Source organism: Croceibacterium selenioxidans (assembly GCF_018599195.1).
GTDB lineage: Bacteria > Pseudomonadota > Alphaproteobacteria > Sphingomonadales > Sphingomonadaceae > Croceibacterium_A > Croceibacterium_A selenioxidans.
The window spans coordinates 926,667-944,863 of sequence record NZ_JAHFVK010000002.1 but is presented as its reverse complement, the minus strand read 5'-3'; the positions used below and the strand labels follow the sequence as shown (position 1 = coordinate 944,863).

Sequence of the window (18,197 nt, the reverse complement as noted above, 5' to 3'; positions counted from 1 at the left end):
GCGAACGATCCTACTGAGGCAGGTAGTCCGGGCAATCAGGGGGACAATGCCATGCGACCGCAATCCATTCTTATGTTCGAACGTCTGTTTCTGGCCTCGCTCGCGCTGAGCCTGGTCGGCTTCGCCATCAGCTACCAGGCAGCGGTGGACGCCCTGACGAGCGATCCCGCCATTCAACAGTTGGGACTGGGTGGTGGATTCGTTCTGGGCGCGGCCGCAGTCGGTTACGCGATGTACCTCGGCCTCTGGTACCTGATTGCCCACAAGGCCGCGAACTGGGCAAAATGGGTTCTCGTCGTTTTCGTGGCGCTCGGGCTAACGTCGCTTCGTGCCGCGTTTTCGGGTTCCTGGGGTCTTACGAGCGTCCTGAACCTGGTGGTCTACGGGCTTGAGCTGGCGGCTATTGTCTACCTTTTCCGGGCGGACGCAAAAGCCTGGTTGAGCGGCGAGGAAACGGGCGACTCGGCCACTTTCGAGTGATCTGGCGGGCGCTTGCGGCGAGCATCGCGACTCTCGCCCTGGCGCCCGGCATGGCCCAGGCCCAAGCCTATCAGTGCCAGATCCCACGAGGATCGTTTAGCGTACCGGCGGTCCAGCGTGACGGGCCTGCAAGGCAGGTGCCGATCACCGGTTACACACTCTCGCTGAGCTGGTCGCCTGAGTACTGCAGGGGGCGCGAGAGGCGGGCGGGCGATAGCCGGCAATGCTCAGGCCGATCGGGACGTTTCGGTTTCGTCGTGCACGGTCTCTGGCCCGAAGGTCGCGGCACTTGGCCGCAATGGTGCCCTGCGTCGCGCCAGCCCTCCTCGGCAGAGCTCGCCCGCAATCTCTGCATGACGCCCTCGGTGGGGCTGCTGGCGCGCGAATGGGCCAAGCATGGCAGTTGCATGACGCAGCGCCCCGAGAGCTACTTCAAAGTGACCCGCATTCTCTGGAGCAGCCTGCGCTGGCCCGACTTCGATCGGATCGCCCGCTCGGACGCCCTGACCGCCGGGGACATTCGCGAGGCGTTCGCGCAAGCGAATCGCTACTGGAAGCCCGAGCATATCGGCCTTGCGGTCAACGACCGCGGTTGGGTGGAAGAGATGCGGCTTTGCTACGGCAAGGACTTCATGCCCGCCAAGTGCGGCAAGCAGCGTTACGGGCCGGCCGATTCGGAACCCGTGAAGGTCTGGCGCGGTCTTTAGCGTCGGGCCGCGAAGAATTCCCGCAATTGCGCGGCCGCCGGCTCCTCGCCAATGCCGGGATAGACTTCGGGCCGATGAAGACACTGCGGATGCTCGAACACCCGCGCGCCATGCTCGACTGCTCCGCCCTTGGGGTCGGGAGCCCCGTAGTAGACGCGGGCGATTCGGGCGTGGACGATAGCCCCGGCGCACATCGCGCAGGGCTCCAGCGTCACCCACAGGTCACATCCTTCAAGCCGCTCGCTGCCAAGCTTTTGCGCGGCACGACGCAAGGCCAGCACTTCGGCGTGGGCCGTGGGGTCCGTCAGCTCTCGCGGAGCGTTGTGCGCCTCGCCCACGACGACGCCGTCCTTGACCACGACGGCACCAATCGGCACTTCGCCCGCCGCGGCGGCTTCGCGAGCCAATTCCAGCGCACGCGCCATCGGTTCGGGAAGCGGCCAACGGGTCATGCAACGGGGGCTAAGGCGCATGATTGGTTGACGCAAGCGGGACCCACCGCTATGCGCGCCGCTTTCCGGGATACCCCCAAGCTTAGATTTTCGAGAGACGAACGATGTCGCGTATTTGCGAACTGACCGGCAAGGGTCGCCAGACTGGCCACAACGTGAGCCACGCCAACAACAAGACCAAGCGTGTGTTCCTGCCGAACCTGCAGAACGTGACGCTGCTCAGCGAGAAGCTGGACCGGAGCTTCAAGTTCCGCGTCTCGACTCACGGCCTGCGCTCGGTCGAACACAACGGTGGCCTCGACAACTGGCTGCTCAAGACCTCGGACGAAAAGCTCAGCGCGCAGGCTCGCAAGATCAAGCGCGAGCTGAAGAAGGCCGCTGTAGCCGCCTGAGGCTGCGGCGCTTCCGGCGCCCGAAAATCCGAATCAGCGAGGCGTGCGGTCCGTGCCGTGCGCCTTTTGCTGTGCCTCGGCCTCAGGACGCCATTCCAGCTTCAGCAACAGCGTGCGCTGAAACGAAGCGGAGTTGTCGTCTGAGATCAGCCAGGCAACGACGGCACCGTCACGGGCCTGCGTCACGGCAAGACCTTCGTAGTTGTCGGTCGCTAGAGGTTCGTCGAGATCGGCGACGACCTCTCCCTTCCACACGGATCCCCGGCGAATCTGCGCCGGATCCGCCACCATCAGCTTTCCGGCGAAGCGCGGCGGCAAGCGCCATTTCACTTCCCGCAGCAAGATCAGCACTCTCCCGTCGGGCAACTGCACCATATCCACGGGGCGGAAGCTTTCGGGCGCGGCAAATCTGAAGGCCTGCGGAAGGCTGCCCTCGACCGGATCGTAGGGGAACAACAGGCCGGGAAAGTCGTCGGCGAACCAGCCCGGATCCGCTTCCGCGAGCACCACAAAGCGTCCGTCCGTCAGGCGTGCCAAGGCCTCGGGACCGGTATTGCCGCCCCAGTTGCGCATCGCCAGCGGACGCGCACGACCTTCGGGCCGACGGTTACGGTCGAGCCGGGCGATGCTGTTGCTTTGCTCGTAACCGACCCACAGTCGTCCGCTAGTGCGATCGCGGGTAGCCGACTCGGCGTCGAAGTGGGTTTTGTCGCTGACGCTCTGGCCGATGAGCGAAGCGAGAAACGGCCGCGGCGGCCCATCACCGGGCGGCGTGAACTCCAGCTGGTTACCGCTATCGCTAACCGCAAGCAGCCGGCCCGAATCGAGAGCCACCAGTCCGGAGTAACTTCCGAATCGGCTGTTGCGGCTGTCGAGCTCCCACACGCCAGCGACATCGAACACGCCCAGTTTCCTGACGGTCACGGGCAGCGGCTTGATCGAAAGCGCCTGTCGATTGTCCTCCACGCTCGCGCCGGGCGTGGAGCGGATCCAGGTCCCAGGCGCCAGGACGAGCGCCACGACGAGCAGAAGGAACAGCCGCAACATCCCGCCGGATGCCTCTCAGGGGCTCAGGGCATCGGGCCGGTGAAGAGCAGCGGATCGAGGCGAGCACCCCGCCAGACGAGCCCCCAATGGAGATGCGGGCCCGTCGCCCGGCCTGTCGCGCCAATTCGCCCGATCGGCTGGCCCTGCTTCACTGCCTCTCCCTCGTGCACGAGGAGTTCGGAGCTATGGAGGAAGGCGCTGCTTAGCCCCATGCCGTGGTCGATGATCAACAGGTTGCCCTCGAGAGTATAGGGAGACTGGGCCGCGAGTACGACGATCCCATCGGCAGGAGCCACGTAAGTCGTTCCCGTGCCGCCCGCGACATCGATCCCGGAATGGTAGCTACCCGGTTCACCGCGATAGACGCGCTGCGATCCAAACCGCCCGGAGATGCGCCCGGTTGCAGGCCAGATAAAAGTTTGCAGCCAGCCCTCGCTGCCCGTCTCGATCTGCCGGGCGGCAGCGATGCGTTCCAGTTCGGGCTTGCGGCGCGCCAGGAATTCCTCGCTCGGGACATTGGCCGTAGGCGAAGCGTTGATGTTTTCGATATTCCAGGCGCGGGGCGAAACCGAAAGCGGGATCTCCAGCGTGCGGCCATCCGCCATTGTCGCGACAAGCGTGGCCTCGGGCCCGGCGTCGCGGTCGAAAGCGGCGAAGAATCGTCGGCTGCCATCAAAGGTTATCGCCGTTTCGCCGAGGCGGGCAGAGACCGTGCCCGGAGGCACTTCCCCGCGAATCCAGCCACCTTGGGTCAGCTCACCGCCAAACACAAAGGTCGCGGATGCCGGTTGCACTTGAGGCGGGCTTGATGGCGCCTGCTGTTCGGCACGGGCTTCGACTTCGGCATGGGGCGCGACGCAAGCGACGGCGAGACAGCCCAGGGCCAGAGCCAGGAAGCGCCTCACGCCTGGCCGAGCAACCGGCGCGTCGAGATTTCGGGGCTCGCGTAAGGCTCCTGCCGGTCAACGCTCCAGTAGCGCAGCTCTTCCAGCGCAATCGGTTCGCCGGTTACCGCGCAAGTGACAAAGCGTCCGGGTTTGATGACCCGGAAACCGTTGGGGCCGTAGAGCAGGGTGGCGGCTTGTTCGCCTGAAGACATCAGCATGGCCATCGCCTTACCAAGCCCCCCGTCTCAAAGCAATTTCGGTTGCTCGCTCGACGACGAGACCGGCTTGGTTCGCGACGGACGAGGCGTGCTCGCAGGAACCACGTCGACCATCCCGTCGCGGAACTTCAAGGACAGGCTCGCCTCCTTGCGCGCATGGGCGGCATCGGTGACGGCCACTCCTTGAGCGTCCATCACCATGACGTAGCCGCGCTGCAGGGGGCGCTCCGGATGGAGATGCTCGGCCAGGCGGAAGATCGACGCGAGACGTTGGCGCCCGTCAGCCAGCGGTCGGGTCAGCAACGCCGGCTGCAGGCGAACGGCCCCCAGGCGGTCGCGCGACCGGTCGATCCTAGACATGAGCAGGGGAGCAGAGAGTCGCGCGGAATCGCCTTGCAGTCGGTCCTTGGCTTGCGCCGCCCGATCCGCGAGCCCGCGCCGCAGGCGTTCGCCGAGGTCGTCGAGCCGCTGGGCGGGCTGCGTCGCCAGGGCTTCGGGTCTGGGCATGCGAGCGAGCCGCGCCTCGAGCCGCTCGCGCCCGAGCTGAACCGGGCGGAGCGCGCATTTCCGCTGGCGCAAGCCGAACTCATCGAGCGTCGTGGCGAGGTCACGCAACACCGGTACCGCCATCTCGGCGGCCGCAGTGGGCGTCGGGGCGCGGCGATCGGCGGCATAGTCGGCCAGCGTCGTATCGGTCTCGTGTCCTACGGCGCTGATCACCGGAATCGGCGATGCGGCGATGGCGCGGACCACGATCTCCTCGTTGAAGGACCACAAGTCTTCGATCGAGCCTCCACCGCGGGCGACTATCAACAAATCGGGCCGCGGGATCGGGCCGTTCTCGGGCAAAGCGCCGAAGCCGACGACGGCATTGGCCACTTGTTCGGCCGCACCCTGTCCCTGAACGAGCACCGGCCAGACGAGAACCTGGCTCGGGAAGCGATCCGCCAAGCGATGCAGAATGTCGCGGATTACCGCCCCGGTGGGTGAGGTGATCACGCCGATCGTCCGCGGCAGGAACGGCAGACGGCGCTTGCGCTCCGCGGCGAAAAGGCCTTCCGCCTCAAGCCGCCGGCGGGTTTTCTCGAGCAGCGCGAGCAACGCGCCTTCGCCGGCAACTTCCATCGCTTCGATGACGATTTGGTACTTCGACCGGCCCGGGTAAGTGGTCAGCTTGCCCGTGGCGACGACTTCGATGCCGTCCTCGGGCACAAACCCCAGCCGCTGCGCTCCGCCACGCCACATGACACCGTCGATCACTGCACCTTCATCCTTGAGGCTGCAGTAAAGGTGGCCGGAGGCGGCGCGCTTGACACCAGAGAGTTCCCCGCGCAGCCGCACGAAACCGAAGCGATCCTCGACCGTACGCTTCAAAATATTCGAAATCTCGGTGATCGAGAGCGGCGCAGCGTTGTCCCCGGGCTGCCCCTTGGCTACCAGCCCGCCGGCGGGGGCATCATCGTCATTGAAGGAAGGGCCGGGCATGAACATCCTGCTGATTGGATCGGGCGGACGCGAACATGCGCTGGCATGGAAGCTCGCGCAATCCCGGCTGATCGCGGAAAACGGCGGCACGCTCTATGCATCCCCCGGAAATCCGGGCGTTGCCCAACACGCCACGCTGGTTCCGCTCGACCTCTCCAACCACGCCCAGGTAGTCGCCTTCTGTACCGAGCAGGGCATCGGCCTGGTGGTGATCGGGCCCGAATTGCCCTTGGTGGACGGGTTGTCCGATTCGCTGCGGGCGGCAGGCTTCGCGGTGTTCGGGCCCTCGCAGGCGGCAGCCCAGCTCGAAGGCAGCAAGGGTTTCACCAAGGACCTGTGCGAGCGCGCCGGCATTCCCACCGCGGGCTATGTCCGCACCACCTCGCTGGAACAGGCGGTGGAGGCGCTCGATCGCTTTGCCGCCCCCTACGTGCTCAAGGCCGACGGCCTCGCGGCGGGCAAGGGCGTAGTGATCGCGCAGGATCGGGCGGAGGCGGAAGCCGCGCTCGACGACATGTTCGGCGGTTCGTTCGGCCAGGCTGGCGCGGAAGTCGTGATCGAGGAATTCATGGAGGGCGAGGAAGTGAGCTTCTTCGCCCTTACCGACGGCGCCGTCATCGTCCCGTTCGGGAGTGCACAGGATCATAAGCGCGTCGGCGATGGCGACACGGGCCCCAATACCGGCGGCATGGGCGCTTACAGCCCCGCGCGGGTGCTGACGTCCGACATGCGTGGAGAAGTCCTGAGCAAGATCGTGGCTCCGACCGTCAAGACCCTGGCCGACGAAGGCACGCCCTACGCTGGCGTACTCTACGCAGGGCTCATGTTGACGAGCGAGGGTCCCAAGCTGGTCGAATACAACTGCCGCTTCGGCGATCCCGAATGCCAGGTCCTGATGATGCGACTGCAAAGCGATCTTGGCGAATACCTGCTCGCCTGTGCCAACTACAGCCTCGGAGCGCTGCCGGCTCCGCAGTTCTCGACCAAGAAGGCGCTGACCGTGGTGATGGCGGCGGACGGCTATCCGGGAACGCCGGCGAAAGGCGGACGAATCGCGAATATCGAGGTTGCCGAGGCGGCAGGGGCGAAAGTCTTCCATGCGGGGACCGCGCTCGATGCGGAGGGACGGCTGGTGGCCAATGGCGGGCGCGTGCTCAACGTGACCGCGCAGGGTGACAGCGTCGCTGAGGCCCAAGATGCCGCCTATCGCGCCGTCGATGCGCTCGATTTCCCGACGGGTTTCTGCCGTCGTGATATCGGTTGGCGCGAGATCGAACGCGAAACTGCAGCGGTATAATCCACCCCGCTTTTCCCGGGCAGGATCTGCCGCCTAGAACCCGAGCCTGTCGCGCAGCGCCCAGACCGGCAGGTATGGGCGGGCTAGCGCCTTGTCGATTGCGTAAGGCCACCAGCCCGGGCCGAAAGGATAGTAGAGCCGCACCGGCACGCCCATCCGGCGAGCGACGTCCAGCGTCCGGCGACGCGGCAGGCCGCGGATGAGTTCGAGTTCGCAGGGAGTGCCGGCATCGAGCAGCAGCCCAAGCGCGGTTTCCGCGAGGCGCGGATCGTGCGTCGCGACACCGACCATGGTCCAGCGTCCTGCGAGAATCGACGCGAGTTCCAGATAGGCGGCGGCCACGTCGGGAACGTCCCCGCCCGGATCGGCCCACTCGCCCTTGACCAAGCGGATGCGGCACGGCTCGTCGCGCAGGCGCTCCGCATCGGCGGCACTACGCCGCCAGCGTGCCGGAAGCGCGATTCCTGCACACAACTCCTGGGCCAGGGCGACCGTCTTTTCCGCGTGCGGCTCGGTCAGGGCGTCGAATACGAGAGGCACGCCCGAAGCAGCAATCCCGCGCAAGGCCGTCGGATCGAACCCCAGGGCAGGGGCCTTCACCGCCAGCAGGGTACTGCCGCGAGCCCTTGCGAGCTCTTCCGCCACCTGCCGGTTCGCGGCGATGACGGTTTCACGGCTGGTCTCCCCGGCGCCGAAGAAGCCCGCCGTCGTCTTGAAACCCCGCGCGGCGAACTCGGCGCATTGCGCAGCGGCATCGGCCGCCCCCTCACCTGGCACGATGCGTTCAACGAGGTTGGGCAAGGCGTAGCGGAAATCGCGCAATCGGGCCCTGATCACTCCGCTCATGCCGAACTCGGCCGCAGCCGCCCCCGAATTTGGGCCCGAATCTGCCCTTGAATCCAGGCAGTGCCGTCGGCCAGCAGGGCCGTGAGTCCGGAAAGGCTCAGGGGATATGTCCGCACGCGGCGGCATTCGTGCTGCTCGCGCGTCCAGAAGTCTGCGATCCAAGCTTCGGCGTCCCCCAGCAGTTCGAAGCTCTCAAGCCCGCGCCGTGCGGCATGGCCGAGACAGTGCAGCATCAGCAACGTGCCTGGAGAGCACCGGCCATAGGCCTCGTCGTATCCGATCTTGTAGAGCCAGTAGCGGCCCGACCATTCGACCGCGAGCTGCATGGCGACCGCCTTGCCGTCGATGCGTAGGAACGCGGCACGGAATTCCCCCCGCTTGCAGGCAGCCAGGAAGTAAGAACGGAAGAACTGCTCCTTCGCCTGGTCGCAGGCGATCGCGGTGCCGGCGGGCGTCTTCCAGCTGCGCGCCTCGACCGCCACGGCCTCGTCGAACAGGGGATCAAAGTCGGCCGGAAGCGGTGTCAGGACTTCGCAGGTAACCTGGCCGAACTCAGCGGCCCGGCGCTCGGCGCGGCGGAAGTCTGACCTGCGGCGCGAAGAGAAACGACTCTCGGCGTCGGTCCAGGAAACATCGAGCGGGATGAAGGGACACGCCGTCGCCGGTCGAACGGACATCCAGCCGCGCCCCCTCATACTTGACCTGAGGGCCGGGATCAGCGCGGAATCGGCCGGGACACGATGCAATTCGACCGGACGAGTCTGTCGGGCCAGAAACCGGGCAAGAGTGGCGGCAGAACCGCTGTCGCGGCACAGGGCATCGCCGGGCTCGAATACTTCGGCCGCCCCGGGCAGCCGCCAACGCGCGAAGGGACCGCGGCCATGGCACAAGGGGAGGACGGCCACGGTCTCGTCATCGTCCTTCGCTTCGACCAGCTTGATCGGCGTATCGGCCAGCAGGGTACGGCCGAGCGCGGCAATGAAATCAGCGCCTTGCGTCGGCAGTGTGGCCTGAGGCTGGAGCAGCTCCCACCCGCGCACGAGCGCCTCCATCCCGCCAGGAAGGCTGAGATCGATCATGAGGACGTGAATCGCATCGTTGGATGGCGCTCCGGTTCTCCCGCGCGGATAGCGCGGAAGTCCTAAGATTCACCCAATCATCGCTGTTCGTTGCCCGGGCTGGCGAGTCAGCCGAGCCTTTCATCCATCAGGGCCGCGAGGTTGGCTTCGGGCCGTGCACCGTAATGGCTGATGACCTCGGCGGCCGCGATCGCTCCCATGCGCAAGCAGGTCGCAAGCGGTAAATCGCGCACATGCCCGGCCAGGAAGCCAGCCGCGAACAAGTCGCCCGCGCCCGTCGTGTCAACGACCTTCTCGACCGGCTCTGCCGCCACTTCGGCACGCTCATCCCCGGCGACCGCAATGGCCCCCTTGGCGCTGCGGGTGACCACCAGGATCGGCACACGGGGGGCCAGGCTGGCCACACCGGCCTCGAAGTCCCGCTCACCGGTCATCGTGTGCAGTTCGTCCTCGTTGCAGAACAGGATGTCGATCTGGCCTTCTTCCAGCAAGGCCCTGAAATCGTTGGCGTGGCGCGCGATGACGAAGGAATCCGACAGGGTCAGGGCCACCTTGCGCCCAGCGTTGCGCGAAGCCGCGATGGCACGCCGCATCGCCGCCCGCGGCTCTTCCGGGTCCCACAGATAGCCCTCGAGGTAGAGCACGCGGGCGCTGGCGATCACGGCATCATTGAGTGCGCTCGCCGGAAGGAATTGAGAGGCGCCGAGGAAGGTGTTCATTGTGCGCTGGCCATCGGGAGTGACGTAGATCAGACAGCGTGCCGTAGCCGGTTCGCCAGCGCGGGCCGGCGTGTCGAAAGCGATGCCGCCGGCGCGAATGTCGTGCGCGAAGACTTCTCCTAGCTGGTCTTCCGCAACCTGGCCGATAAACGCACAGCTCGCCCCGAGCGCGGCGAGACCGGCCAGTGTATTGGCGGCCGATCCGCCCGAAATTTCCTTTGCCGGGCCCATCATGCCGTAGAGCCGCTCGGCTTCTGCCTCGTCGATCAACAACATCCCGCCCCGGACCATTCCGAGGAGAGTGATGAGCTCGTCGTCGCAGGGAGCCATCACGTCGACGATGGCGTTGCCGATGGCGATGACGTCGTATTTAGGTTCGGACATGCGGTTTTCCGAGCATTCGAGTGGAGGACACGCGGCCCAGGGAGCCGCGCGGGCGTTGACTTGGCCCGCCGCGCGCGCAATCGCAAGAGATATGCCTGGGGTCGCCGCTTCCTTGCTGCTCGCGCTTGGCCAATTTGCCGATCCGCGAGTGCTCCGCATCCTGCTGAAAAGCCTCGCGGTTACCGTGGTGCTGTTCGTGCTTGTGGCCGTTGGCGGCTGGTACCTGCTCGACTGGGGCTTCACCGCCCTTGGCCTGGACGGGCGGTTGTTTGCGGGTGCGGACGAGGTCCGCGGACTCGCTTCGCTGTTCCTCACCCTGCTCGGCCTGTGGCTCGCCTGGCGGATCGTGGCGATGGCCGTGATCCAGTTCTTTGCCGACGACGTGGTCCAGGCGGTCGAGCAACGCTATTATCCGCAGGCGGCCGCCCGCGCGCGCGACTTGCCTGTCCGGGCGCAGCTCTCGACCAGCTTCAGGGCCGGTTTTCGCGCCCTCTTCGTCAATCTCGCCGCCGCTCCCTTCGCGCTGGCCTTGCTGGTAACCGGGATAGGTCCCGCGCTGTTGTATCTAGCGGTGAACGCGGTGCTCGTGGGGTGGGAACTGCAGGACATGGTCTGGCTTCGCCACCGTCGCGACGCCGCGGACCCGGCGCCCGTCAGCCGGGGCGAACGGCTGCTCCTGGGTGGCGCTATTGCCATGCTGCTGGCAGTACCATTCGTGAACTTGCTCGCGCCGATGCTGGGCGCCGCTGCCTCCACTCATCTGATCCATCGAAAGGGCCGCACCTGAGCATGCGTTTCAAACTCTTGCTGCCGATTCTGCCGCTGCTGGCCGGTTGCGCCTCCGCCCCACAAACAAGCCGGCCTCCGCACCCGCCGCCAGCGCGCTCGCCCATTACCCAGGCGGTCCCGCCAACCCAGCCCAACGCTCCGCCCGTGCCCGGCTTCCGTAAGCCCCAGGTCATGCGCGCGCCGGGGCTTGAATCGGTGATCGAACGGGATTCAGGCGCCCTCGTGCGCCAGTTCGGCAATCCGCGCCTCGACGTGCGCGAAGGCGACATGCGCAAGCTTCAGTTCTCTGGCGAGGCCTGCGTGCTCGACGTGTTCCTCTACCCGCTCCGCGAAGGCGCCGAGCCCGTCGCGACCTGGATCGAAGCCCGCCGCGCGAGCGACGGCCAGGATGTCGACCGGGCGGCCTGCGTCGCCGCCCTGCATCGATAACCCAAAACGGGGGAGTAACCCCAATTTAAGCTTGTTGAGCGATATCCCGCTCCCAACCGAAGGGAGCTGGACCGAGCATGACTATGCAGTTCGCCGATATCGCGCGCCAGGCCGCCGCCGATGGTGCGATCTCCGCCGACGAAATTCTCAGCCTGCGCCGGATGGGCTGGGGCGATGGCTCGATCCGGGCGGAAGAAGCCGCCGCGATCTTCGACGTCAACGACGCGCTGGTGCAACCGACTGCCGAATGGAGCGACTTCTTCGTCGAGGCGATTGGAGATTACGTGCTCAGCGGCGCCGAACCCCGCGGATACGTGTCCCAGGATGCCGCGAACTGGCTGATCGAACGCCTCGACCGCAACGGCCAGCTCAAGGGCATGACCGAACTGGAACTGCTCGTGCGCGTGCTCGAACGCGGTTTCAATGTGCCGCAACAGCTCAAGAGCTACATCCTTCAGCAGCTCGAGCAAGCGGTGCTTACCGGTAGCGGCCCGACGCGGAGTGGCGAGTTGGTGGCCGGATCGATCAACACCACCGAGGCGGCCTTACTGCGCCGGGTGCTGTTTGCCCCGGCAGGGGATGGTCCGGCCGCGGTTTCCTGCATAGAGGCCGAGTTGCTGTTCCGGCTCAAAGACGCCTCGCTCGGGGCCGCCAACGCGCCCGAATGGAAGCGCATGTTCGTGCAAGGCGTGGCGAACTACCTGCAAGGCGTCGCCTCCCGTACCGCACAAATCTCGCGCGAGCAGGCCGCCGAACTCGAAGCTTTCGTTGCCGATGACAGCACCCACGTCGCCCGTTTCCTGGGTCGCATGGTCCAGAGCTCACCCGACGCCTTCGGCGTGGCGTTCGGCAAGAAGCAGCCCACGCGTGACCCGCTTGCCGAACTGTCAGACGCAGAAAACGTCGACGCTGCCGAAAAGCAATGGCTCGACGCCCACGTCAAGGCTGACGGGACTATCGACGAGTACGAAACGGCGCTGATCGCCTTTTTGGCCGAAGACGCCTAGTCGAGGCGGCCGCGGGTTTGACGCGAGGGCGTAACTTCCGGCTAGACCGTAAAGCTCTCGCCACAGCCGCAGGCGCCCTTGGCGTTGGGGTTCTGGAATACGAACCCGGCGGTGAAATCGTCTTCCTGCCAATCCATCGTGCTGCCGATCAGGTAAAGCACGCTCGCTCCGTCGATGTAGAACACGCCGCCGGGCGTTTCGATCTTCTCATCGAACGCTTGCTCCTGCGTGACGTAATCGACCGAGTAGGCCAACCCCGAACAGCCGCGCCGCGGGGTCGAGAGACGCACGCCGATCGCCCCTTCCGGAGCCTGCGCCATCAGGTCGGCAACTCGTTGCTCGGCGGTGGGCGTCAGGGTGACGGCAGCGGGCCGCTGACGGATCTTGGTCTCGCTCATCACAACATCCCCAGCTCGAGCCGCGCTTCATCGCTCATCTTGGCCGGGTCCCATGGCGGATCCCACACCAAATTGACCTCGGCATCACGAACGCCGGGAACCGACGAGACGCGCAACTCGACTTCACCCGGCATCGACTCCGCGACCGGACAGTGCGGCGTCGTCAGCGTCATCGTCACCGCGACGTCCGCGTCGGGCGAAACGTCGACGCCATAGATCAGGCCGAGGTCATAGATATTGACCGGAATTTCCGGATCGAAAATCTCGCGCAAGGCATCGATCACCCGCTCGTAAAGGTCGCCGCCGGGATCGCCCGGAGCGGTCGCTTGCGGCTTCTGCGCCAGGAACCCTTCCAGGTAGTCCTTCTTGCGCCCGAGCTTTTCCGCGGGCGTTTCCGCGTTTTCTACGCGCGCGCGGACCGGCGGTTCGACGCCGTCCACTTCCTCGACGCGGAAAGACTTCTCCGCTCCCTCGCTCATCCGAAAATCCTCTTGGTCCGTTCGATCCCGCGCAAGAGCGCGGCGAGATCGCTTTCATCACTGTAAAGCCCGAAGCTCGCCCGTGCCGTCGCGGGTACGCCGAGCCGCTCCATCAGCGGCTGGGCACAGTGGTGCCCGGCACGGATGGCGACGTTCTCTTCGTCCAATATGGTGCCGAGATCGTGCGGATGAATACCCTCGAGCTCAAAGCTGACAATCCCGGCGCTGTCCTCGGGCCCAAACAGGCGCACGTCGTTCATACCGCGAAGAGCTTCGCGCAGTTGCTTGACGAGGCGCGCCTCGTGTTCGTGGATCGTTTGGAGCCCGAGGGTCGCCACATAATCGCAGGCAACGCCCAGCCCGATGGCCTCGACGATCGCCGGGGTGCCCGCCTCGAACCGCTGCGGCGGCGGGGCAAAGGTGGTCTTCTCGAAGGTCACCTTCTCGATCATTGCGCCCCCGCCCTGCCACGGAGGCATCCGGTCGAGCCATTCGGCCCGCGCCCACAGCGCGCCGATACCGGTGGGTCCGTAGAGCTTATGGCCGGAGAAGGCATAGAAATCGCAACCCAGCGCCGCGACGTCGACCGCCATCCGGGGCACGGCCTGGCATCCGTCGAGCAGCAGCTTCGCACCGACAGAGTGCGCCAATTCCACGGCCCGTTCGACATCGAGCACGGAGCCCAACACGTTCGAAACGTGGGCGAAGGCGACCATCTTGTGCTCAGAAGTCAGCAGTTGCTCCGCTGCGTCGAGGTCGATCCGCCCGTCAGTCGTGATCGGGCAGACATCGACCTGCCAACCGGCCAATTGCCAGGGGACGATATTGGAGTGGTGCTCCAATTCGGAGAGCAACACCCTGCCCTTGTCGGGGTAGCTGTAGGCGACGAGGTTGATCGCCTCGGTCGCGCCACGCGTGAAGATCACCTCGTCCTCGCGTCCGCCTATGAACGCGGCGACGCGGCGCCTCGCGGCTTCGTAGCCCAGCGTCATCTCCGCCGAACGGGTATAAACCCCGCGATGTACCGTTGCGTAATCAGCGCCGATGGCCTTGCTGACAGCGTCGATCACCGCCTGCGGCTTCTGCGCGGTGGCGCCGGAATCGAGGTAGTGCCAGCGGGAACCGTCGGCGTTCAGCAGGCCAGGGAAATCGGCCTTGAAGTCAACAGCAGCCTTGAGGGCAGGGGCGGTGCTCATGCCACGTCACCCAGGACCGCCAGTGCGGCATCCAGGAGCCGCTCCTGCTCGGTCTCGTCCTCCAGCGCTGCGAAGGCATCGGCGATGAAGGCGCGCACCAGGAGCGTCTTTGCCACTTCGGGCGGGATACCTCGCGCGGCCATATAGAACCGCGCGGTCTCGTCCATCTCGCCAATCGCGGCGCCGTGGGCGCACTTCACGTCGTCGGCGAAAATCTCCAGCTCAGGTTTGGCATTGGCCGACGCGCCGCGTTCCAGCAGGAGCCCCTTGAAGTCCTGCGCGGCATCCGTCTTTTGCGCATCCCGCGCGACATCGATGCGGCCCAGGAAGTTGCCAATGCCCTGTCCCCAATGAACCGAGCGCACGACCTGCTCCGAAGTCGCTTCAGGCTCCGCATGGATAGTGCGGGTGACGAACTCGAGCGTCGCGTCGCCGCCGCCAATGGTCACGCCGCCGAACTGAAAGTGTGCGCCCTTGGCCAACCGCACTTCGACTTCGACGCGGGTGTAGTCGTTGCCGATATTGGCCACGAACAACTCCGCCCGCGCGCCTTCGCCCACGGTCAGGCGGATGCGGTGCAATTCCGGCGACTCTCCACCTAGCACCATCGACTTGCGCCGGGTCTCGCCGGGGGCCAGCTCGATCTCCTTCCACTCGTCGAACCGCTCAGGCGCAAGCGTCTCCAGCGCCGCGAAGTCGGCGTAGCGCCACTCCTCGTCGCGCTGGGTGGGGAGGGCAGCGAGCTGCGTCACGCCACCGCCTCGTAGCCTTCACGCTCAAGTTCGAGCGCCAGTTCGGGCCCGCCGCTCTTCACGATGCGGCCCTTGGCCAGGACATGCACCACGTCCGGCTTCACGTAGTCCAGCAGCCGCTGGTAGTGAGTGATCAGCAACACGCCCTTGTCGGGCCGGCGCATGATAGAGTTGATACCCTCGCCGACGATCTTGAGCGCGTCGATGTCGAGGCCGGAGTCGGTCTCGTCGAGCACCGCGAAGATCGGGTCGAGAATACCCATCTGCACCATCTCGGCGCGCTTCTTTTCACCGCCCGAGAAGCCGACGTTCACCGGCCGCTTGAGCATTTCCATGTCCATCCGCAGCAGTGCCGCTTGTTCCTTGGCGAGCTTGAGGAACTCGCCGCCGGAAAGGGGCTCGCCCCCGCGCGCCTTGCGCTGGGCGTTCAGCGCTTCGCGCAGGAACTGGACGTTGGAAACGCCGGGAATCTCGACCGGGTACTGAAAGCCGAGGAACAGCCCAAGAGCTGCCCGCTCGTGCGGATCGAGCGCAAGCAGGTCCTGCCCGTTGAAAGTGACCGAGCCGCCGGTCACCTCGTACCCCGGCCGCCCGCCAAGCACATAAGCCAGGGTCGACTTGCCTGCGCCGTTCGGCCCCATGATCGCATGGATCTCCCCCGCGTTCACGGAGAGCGAGAGCCCATTAAGGATCGGCGTACCGCCGACGGTGGCGTGGAGATTAGTGATTTCGAGCATGTTTTCTCTCGTTGGACCCAGGGCGATCGAACGGCTTCTGCAGTTCATCCTTGATCGCCTTCACGACCTTTTCGGTGTCTTCGATGATATCGGTTTCGGCAAATCGCATGACGCGCACCCCGACGTCGGTCAGCTTGCGGTCGCTCAACACGGCGAGCGTGGCTTCGGCGTCCTCTCCGGTGCCGCCGGTCTCGACCACGATCCAGCGCGTCTTGCAGGCGAAATCGACGATCGCGCTACCCATCACCACTTCGCGATTGAAGGTGAAGCCGCACTGCTTGTCCTTGAGCCGCTCCCACAGCAGCTTTTGCGCCTCGGTCGGGTTGCGCCGCATGTCACGCGCGCGGAGCTTGAGCTGCTCGGCCCGGGCCGGCGAGACCTTCCACGCTTTCTCCGCGTCGCCGGTCGCCCGTTCGCGGTCGGACACGTTGCCGAGCGAAAGTTTCTTGCGCTCGGCGGTCATCCAACGCTTCCTTCCAGACTGATACCCAAGAGTTTCTGCGCCTCCACGGCGAATTCCATCGGCAACTGCTGCAGCACTTCCTTGGCGAAGCCGTTGACGATCAGCGCCACCGCCTCTTCCTGCCCGAGGCCCCGCTGCATGGCGTAGAACAGCTGATCGTCGCTGATCTTGCTGGTGGTCGCCTCGTGCTCGATTTGCGCGGTCGGGTTTTTCACCTCGATATAGGGCACGGTGTGCGCCCCGCACTCGCTGCCAAGCAGCAAGCTGTCGCACTGGGTGAAATTGCGCACCCCGTCGGCATTGGCGGCGACGCGCACCAGGCCGCGATAGGTATTGTTGCTCTTCCCGGCGCTAATGCCCTTGGAGACGATCGTCGAGCGGCTGCCCTTGCCGTTGTGGATCATCTTGGTGCCGGTGTCCGCCTGCTGGTAGTTGTTGGTCACGGCGACCGAGTAGAACTCGCCGACCGAATCCTCGCCGTTGAGCACGCACGACGGATACTTCCAGGTCACCGCGCTGCCGGTTTCGACCTGGGTCCAGCTGATCTTGCTCCGCGCGCCCTGGCACAGCCCGCGCTTGGTGACGAAGTTGTAAATCCCGCCCCTGCCCTCGGCGTCGCCAGGGTACCAGTTCTGCACGGTCGAGTACTTGATCTCGGCGTCCTCGAGCGCGACCAGCTCGACCACGGCGGCGTGGAGCTGGTTCTCGTCGCGCATCGGAGCGGTGCAGCCTTCAAGGTACGAAACGTAGCTACCCTTGTCGGCGATAATCAGCGTCCGTTCGAACTGGCCGGTGTTCTCGGCGTTGATGCGGAAATAGGTGCTGAGCTCCATCGGGCAGCGCACCCCTTCGGGGATGTAGACGAAGGTGCCGTCCGAAAAGACCGCGCTGTTGAGCGTGGCGAAGAAGTTGTCGCGCTGCGGTACCACACGGCCGAGCCACTTTTTCACAAGGTCCGGATATTCGCGGATCGCCTCGCTGATCGAGAGGAAGATTACTCCCGCCTTCTTCAGCTCCTCGCGGAAGGTCGTGGCGACCGAGACGCTGTCGAACACCGCATCCACCGCGACCTTGCGCGCGCCTTCGACGCCGGCGAGGACCTTCTGCTCTTCGATCGGAATGCCGAGCTTCTCATAGACTTCGCGAATCTCGGGGTCGAGCTCGTCGAGGCTCTTGAGCTCCGGCTTCTTCTTCGGAGCGGCGTAATAATAGGCGTCCTGGTAATCGATCTTCGGATAGCCGAGCTTGGCCCAGTTCGGCTCCTCCATCTCAAGCCACATGCGAAAGGCCTTGAGGCGCCAGTCGAGCATCCATTCGGGCTCGCCCTTCTTGGCGCTGATGAAGCGCACGGTGCTTTCGTCCAGGCCCTTGGGGGCGAACTCCTGCTCGATGTCGGCGGACCAGCCGTGCTCGTACTCGGCCGCCTTGGCAGCAGCCTCGTGCGCGGCGCGATCTTGGATTTCTAGTTCTTCGCTCATGCGGGTACTTCCGGTTGCGCGAGCTGGGTCAGCGGTACGCCCGCCAAAGCCCCGCGCAGGGTTTCATTCACCAGCCCCCAGTGCGGGCGGACGTTGCAACAAGATTCGAGAGCGCAATCGTGTTTTCCCTGCTCGACGCAGGCGGTCAGCGCGATCGGGCCTTCCACCGCCTCGACGATATCGGCCAGCGAAATGGCCGCTGCGGGACGAGCGAGCTTCAACCCCCCGCCCGCGCCCCTGACCGAACGCAACAGGCCAGCGCGGGAGAGCAGGCTGACGAGCTTCTGTACGGTAGGCAAAGGCACGCCAGTCTCTTCCGACAGTTCGGTGGCCGAAACGCGCGCAGATCCGCAGTGGCGCGCGGCGGCGCACATCGTGACGACGGCATAGTCGGCCATGCTGGACAGGCGCATATTGCGATCCGTTCTCAAATCGGAGTGATTCGCTCCGATTTCACTTAAGTCGCCGGTGCGCGG

General features: G+C 65.5%; 23 protein-coding genes. 7 read left to right on the top strand and 16 right to left on the bottom strand.

Annotated elements, in window-relative coordinates; translation table 11 throughout:
- Positions 1-51 precede the first annotated feature (51 nt).
- Positions 52-480 carry a hypothetical protein gene (locus KK137_RS13410; protein WP_214537042.1) on the top strand — a complete coding sequence of 143 codons (429 nt, stop codon included), beginning with the start codon at positions 52-54 and terminating at the stop codon, positions 478-480.
- Positions 477-1,187 carry a ribonuclease T2 family protein gene (locus KK137_RS13405; RefSeq protein ID WP_338028084.1) on the top strand — a complete coding sequence of 237 codons (711 nt, stop codon included), beginning with the start codon at positions 477-479 and terminating at the stop codon, positions 1,185-1,187. Before KK137_RS13410 ends, KK137_RS13405 begins: the two co-directional genes overlap by 4 nt.
- Here KK137_RS13405 and KK137_RS13400 read toward each other — a convergent pair.
- Complete coding sequence (locus KK137_RS13400) at positions 1,184-1,639, bottom strand: nucleoside deaminase (RefSeq protein WP_214537041.1); 456 nt, start codon at positions 1,637-1,639, stop codon at positions 1,184-1,186. The genes KK137_RS13405 and KK137_RS13400 overlap by 4 nt on opposite strands.
- Positions 1,640-1,743: 104 nt before the next feature.
- Here KK137_RS13400 and rpmB point away from each other — a divergent pair, with 104 nt between their 5' ends.
- Positions 1,744-2,031, top strand: coding sequence for a 50S ribosomal protein L28 (gene rpmB / locus KK137_RS13395; RefSeq protein WP_214537040.1), 288 nt, complete (start codon positions 1,744-1,746; stop codon positions 2,029-2,031).
- A gap of 33 nt (positions 2,032-2,064) precedes the next feature.
- On the opposite strand, the gene KK137_RS13390 is transcribed toward rpmB, so the two are convergent.
- The 4 genes from KK137_RS13390 to xseA are packed head-to-tail and all read right to left on the bottom strand — an operon-like array spanning position 2,065 to position 5,668.
- Positions 2,065-3,078 (bottom strand): esterase-like activity of phytase family protein, encoded by a 1,014-nt coding sequence (locus KK137_RS13390; protein WP_214537039.1) that lies wholly within the window; start codon positions 3,076-3,078, stop codon positions 2,065-2,067.
- A gap of 23 nt (positions 3,079-3,101) precedes the next feature.
- Complete coding sequence (locus KK137_RS13385; RefSeq protein WP_214537038.1) at positions 3,102-3,983, bottom strand: M23 family metallopeptidase; 882 nt, start codon at positions 3,981-3,983, stop codon at positions 3,102-3,104.
- Positions 3,980-4,183: a DUF2093 domain-containing protein gene (locus tag KK137_RS13380; protein ID WP_055924347.1), complete on the bottom strand. Its 204-nt coding sequence runs from the start codon at positions 4,181-4,183 to the stop codon at positions 3,980-3,982. Before KK137_RS13380 ends, KK137_RS13385 begins: the two co-directional genes overlap by 4 nt.
- A 27-nt stretch (positions 4,184-4,210) precedes the next feature.
- A complete protein-coding gene (gene xseA / locus KK137_RS13375) occupies positions 4,211-5,668 on the bottom strand; it encodes an exodeoxyribonuclease VII large subunit (RefSeq protein WP_214537037.1) in 1,458 nt (485 codons plus the stop codon).
- On the opposite strand from xseA, the gene purD reads away from it, so the two are divergent.
- On the top strand, positions 5,667-6,965 hold the full coding sequence (gene purD, locus KK137_RS13370; protein ID WP_214537036.1) for a phosphoribosylamine--glycine ligase: 1,299 nt from the start codon (positions 5,667-5,669) through the stop codon (positions 6,963-6,965). The genes xseA and purD overlap by 2 nt on opposite strands.
- A gap of 33 nt (positions 6,966-6,998) precedes the next feature.
- Here the strand turns inward: purD and KK137_RS13365 are convergent, their stop codons facing one another.
- The 3 genes from KK137_RS13365 to KK137_RS13355 form a co-directional block, all read right to left on the bottom strand.
- Positions 6,999-7,811, bottom strand: a complete 813-nt coding sequence (locus KK137_RS13365; protein WP_214537035.1) for a proline dehydrogenase — start codon at positions 7,809-7,811, stop codon at positions 6,999-7,001.
- Positions 7,808-8,890 (bottom strand): GNAT family N-acetyltransferase, encoded by a 1,083-nt coding sequence (locus KK137_RS13360; protein ID WP_214537034.1) that lies wholly within the window; start codon positions 8,888-8,890, stop codon positions 7,808-7,810. Before KK137_RS13360 ends, KK137_RS13365 begins: the two co-directional genes overlap by 4 nt.
- Before the next feature lie 107 nt (positions 8,891-8,997).
- Complete coding sequence (locus KK137_RS13355) at positions 8,998-9,993, bottom strand: adenosine kinase (protein ID WP_214537033.1); 996 nt, start codon at positions 9,991-9,993, stop codon at positions 8,998-9,000.
- Positions 9,994-10,084: 91 nt separating this feature from the next.
- Here KK137_RS13355 and KK137_RS13350 point away from each other — a divergent pair, with 91 nt between their 5' ends.
- The 3 genes from KK137_RS13350 (at position 10,085) to KK137_RS13340 (ending at position 12,218) form a co-directional block, all read left to right on the top strand.
- Positions 10,085-10,780: an EI24 domain-containing protein gene (locus KK137_RS13350; RefSeq protein ID WP_214537032.1), complete on the top strand. Its 696-nt coding sequence runs from the start codon at positions 10,085-10,087 to the stop codon at positions 10,778-10,780.
- Between the two features lie 2 nt (positions 10,781-10,782).
- A complete protein-coding gene (locus tag KK137_RS13345) occupies positions 10,783-11,211 on the top strand; it encodes a hypothetical protein (RefSeq protein WP_214537031.1) in 429 nt (142 codons plus the stop codon).
- A 77-nt stretch (positions 11,212-11,288) separates the two neighbouring features.
- Positions 11,289-12,218: a hypothetical protein gene (locus KK137_RS13340; protein ID WP_214537030.1), complete on the top strand. Its 930-nt coding sequence runs from the start codon at positions 11,289-11,291 to the stop codon at positions 12,216-12,218.
- A 41-nt stretch (positions 12,219-12,259) separates the two neighbouring features.
- On the opposite strand, the gene KK137_RS13335 is transcribed toward KK137_RS13340, so the two are convergent.
- The 8 genes from KK137_RS13335 to KK137_RS13300 are packed head-to-tail and all read right to left on the bottom strand — an operon-like array spanning position 12,260 to position 18,134.
- Positions 12,260-12,616 (bottom strand): HesB/IscA family protein, encoded by a 357-nt coding sequence (locus KK137_RS13335; RefSeq protein ID WP_214537029.1) that lies wholly within the window; start codon positions 12,614-12,616, stop codon positions 12,260-12,262.
- Positions 12,616-13,095 carry an SUF system Fe-S cluster assembly protein gene (locus KK137_RS13330; protein ID WP_214537028.1) on the bottom strand — a complete coding sequence of 160 codons (480 nt, stop codon included), beginning with the start codon at positions 13,093-13,095 and terminating at the stop codon, positions 12,616-12,618. Before KK137_RS13330 ends, KK137_RS13335 begins: the two co-directional genes overlap by 1 nt.
- The gene (locus tag KK137_RS13325; protein WP_214537027.1) at positions 13,092-14,291 is read right to left on the bottom strand and encodes an aminotransferase class V-fold PLP-dependent enzyme; all 1,200 of its coding nucleotides are present in this window, start codon (positions 14,289-14,291) and stop codon (positions 13,092-13,094) included. The genes KK137_RS13330 and KK137_RS13325 overlap by 4 nt, the downstream gene beginning before the upstream one ends.
- On the bottom strand, positions 14,288-15,043 hold the full coding sequence (locus KK137_RS13320; RefSeq protein WP_214537026.1) for a SufD family Fe-S cluster assembly protein: 756 nt from the start codon (positions 15,041-15,043) through the stop codon (positions 14,288-14,290). Before KK137_RS13320 ends, KK137_RS13325 begins: the two co-directional genes overlap by 4 nt.
- Positions 15,040-15,780: a Fe-S cluster assembly ATPase SufC gene (gene sufC, locus KK137_RS13315; protein ID WP_214537025.1), complete on the bottom strand. Its 741-nt coding sequence runs from the start codon at positions 15,778-15,780 to the stop codon at positions 15,040-15,042. Before sufC ends, KK137_RS13320 begins: the two co-directional genes overlap by 4 nt.
- Positions 15,764-16,243 (bottom strand): DUF559 domain-containing protein, encoded by a 480-nt coding sequence (locus KK137_RS13310; RefSeq protein WP_214537024.1) that lies wholly within the window; start codon positions 16,241-16,243, stop codon positions 15,764-15,766. The genes sufC and KK137_RS13310 overlap by 17 nt, the downstream gene beginning before the upstream one ends.
- The gene (gene sufB / locus KK137_RS13305) at positions 16,240-17,721 is read right to left on the bottom strand and encodes a Fe-S cluster assembly protein SufB (RefSeq protein WP_214537023.1); all 1,482 of its coding nucleotides are present in this window, start codon (positions 17,719-17,721) and stop codon (positions 16,240-16,242) included. Before sufB ends, KK137_RS13310 begins: the two co-directional genes overlap by 4 nt.
- Entirely contained in the window at positions 17,718-18,134 is a 417-nt protein-coding gene (locus KK137_RS13300; protein WP_214537022.1) for an SUF system Fe-S cluster assembly regulator, read from the bottom strand. The genes sufB and KK137_RS13300 overlap by 4 nt, the downstream gene beginning before the upstream one ends.
- Positions 18,135-18,197 lie beyond the last annotated feature (63 nt).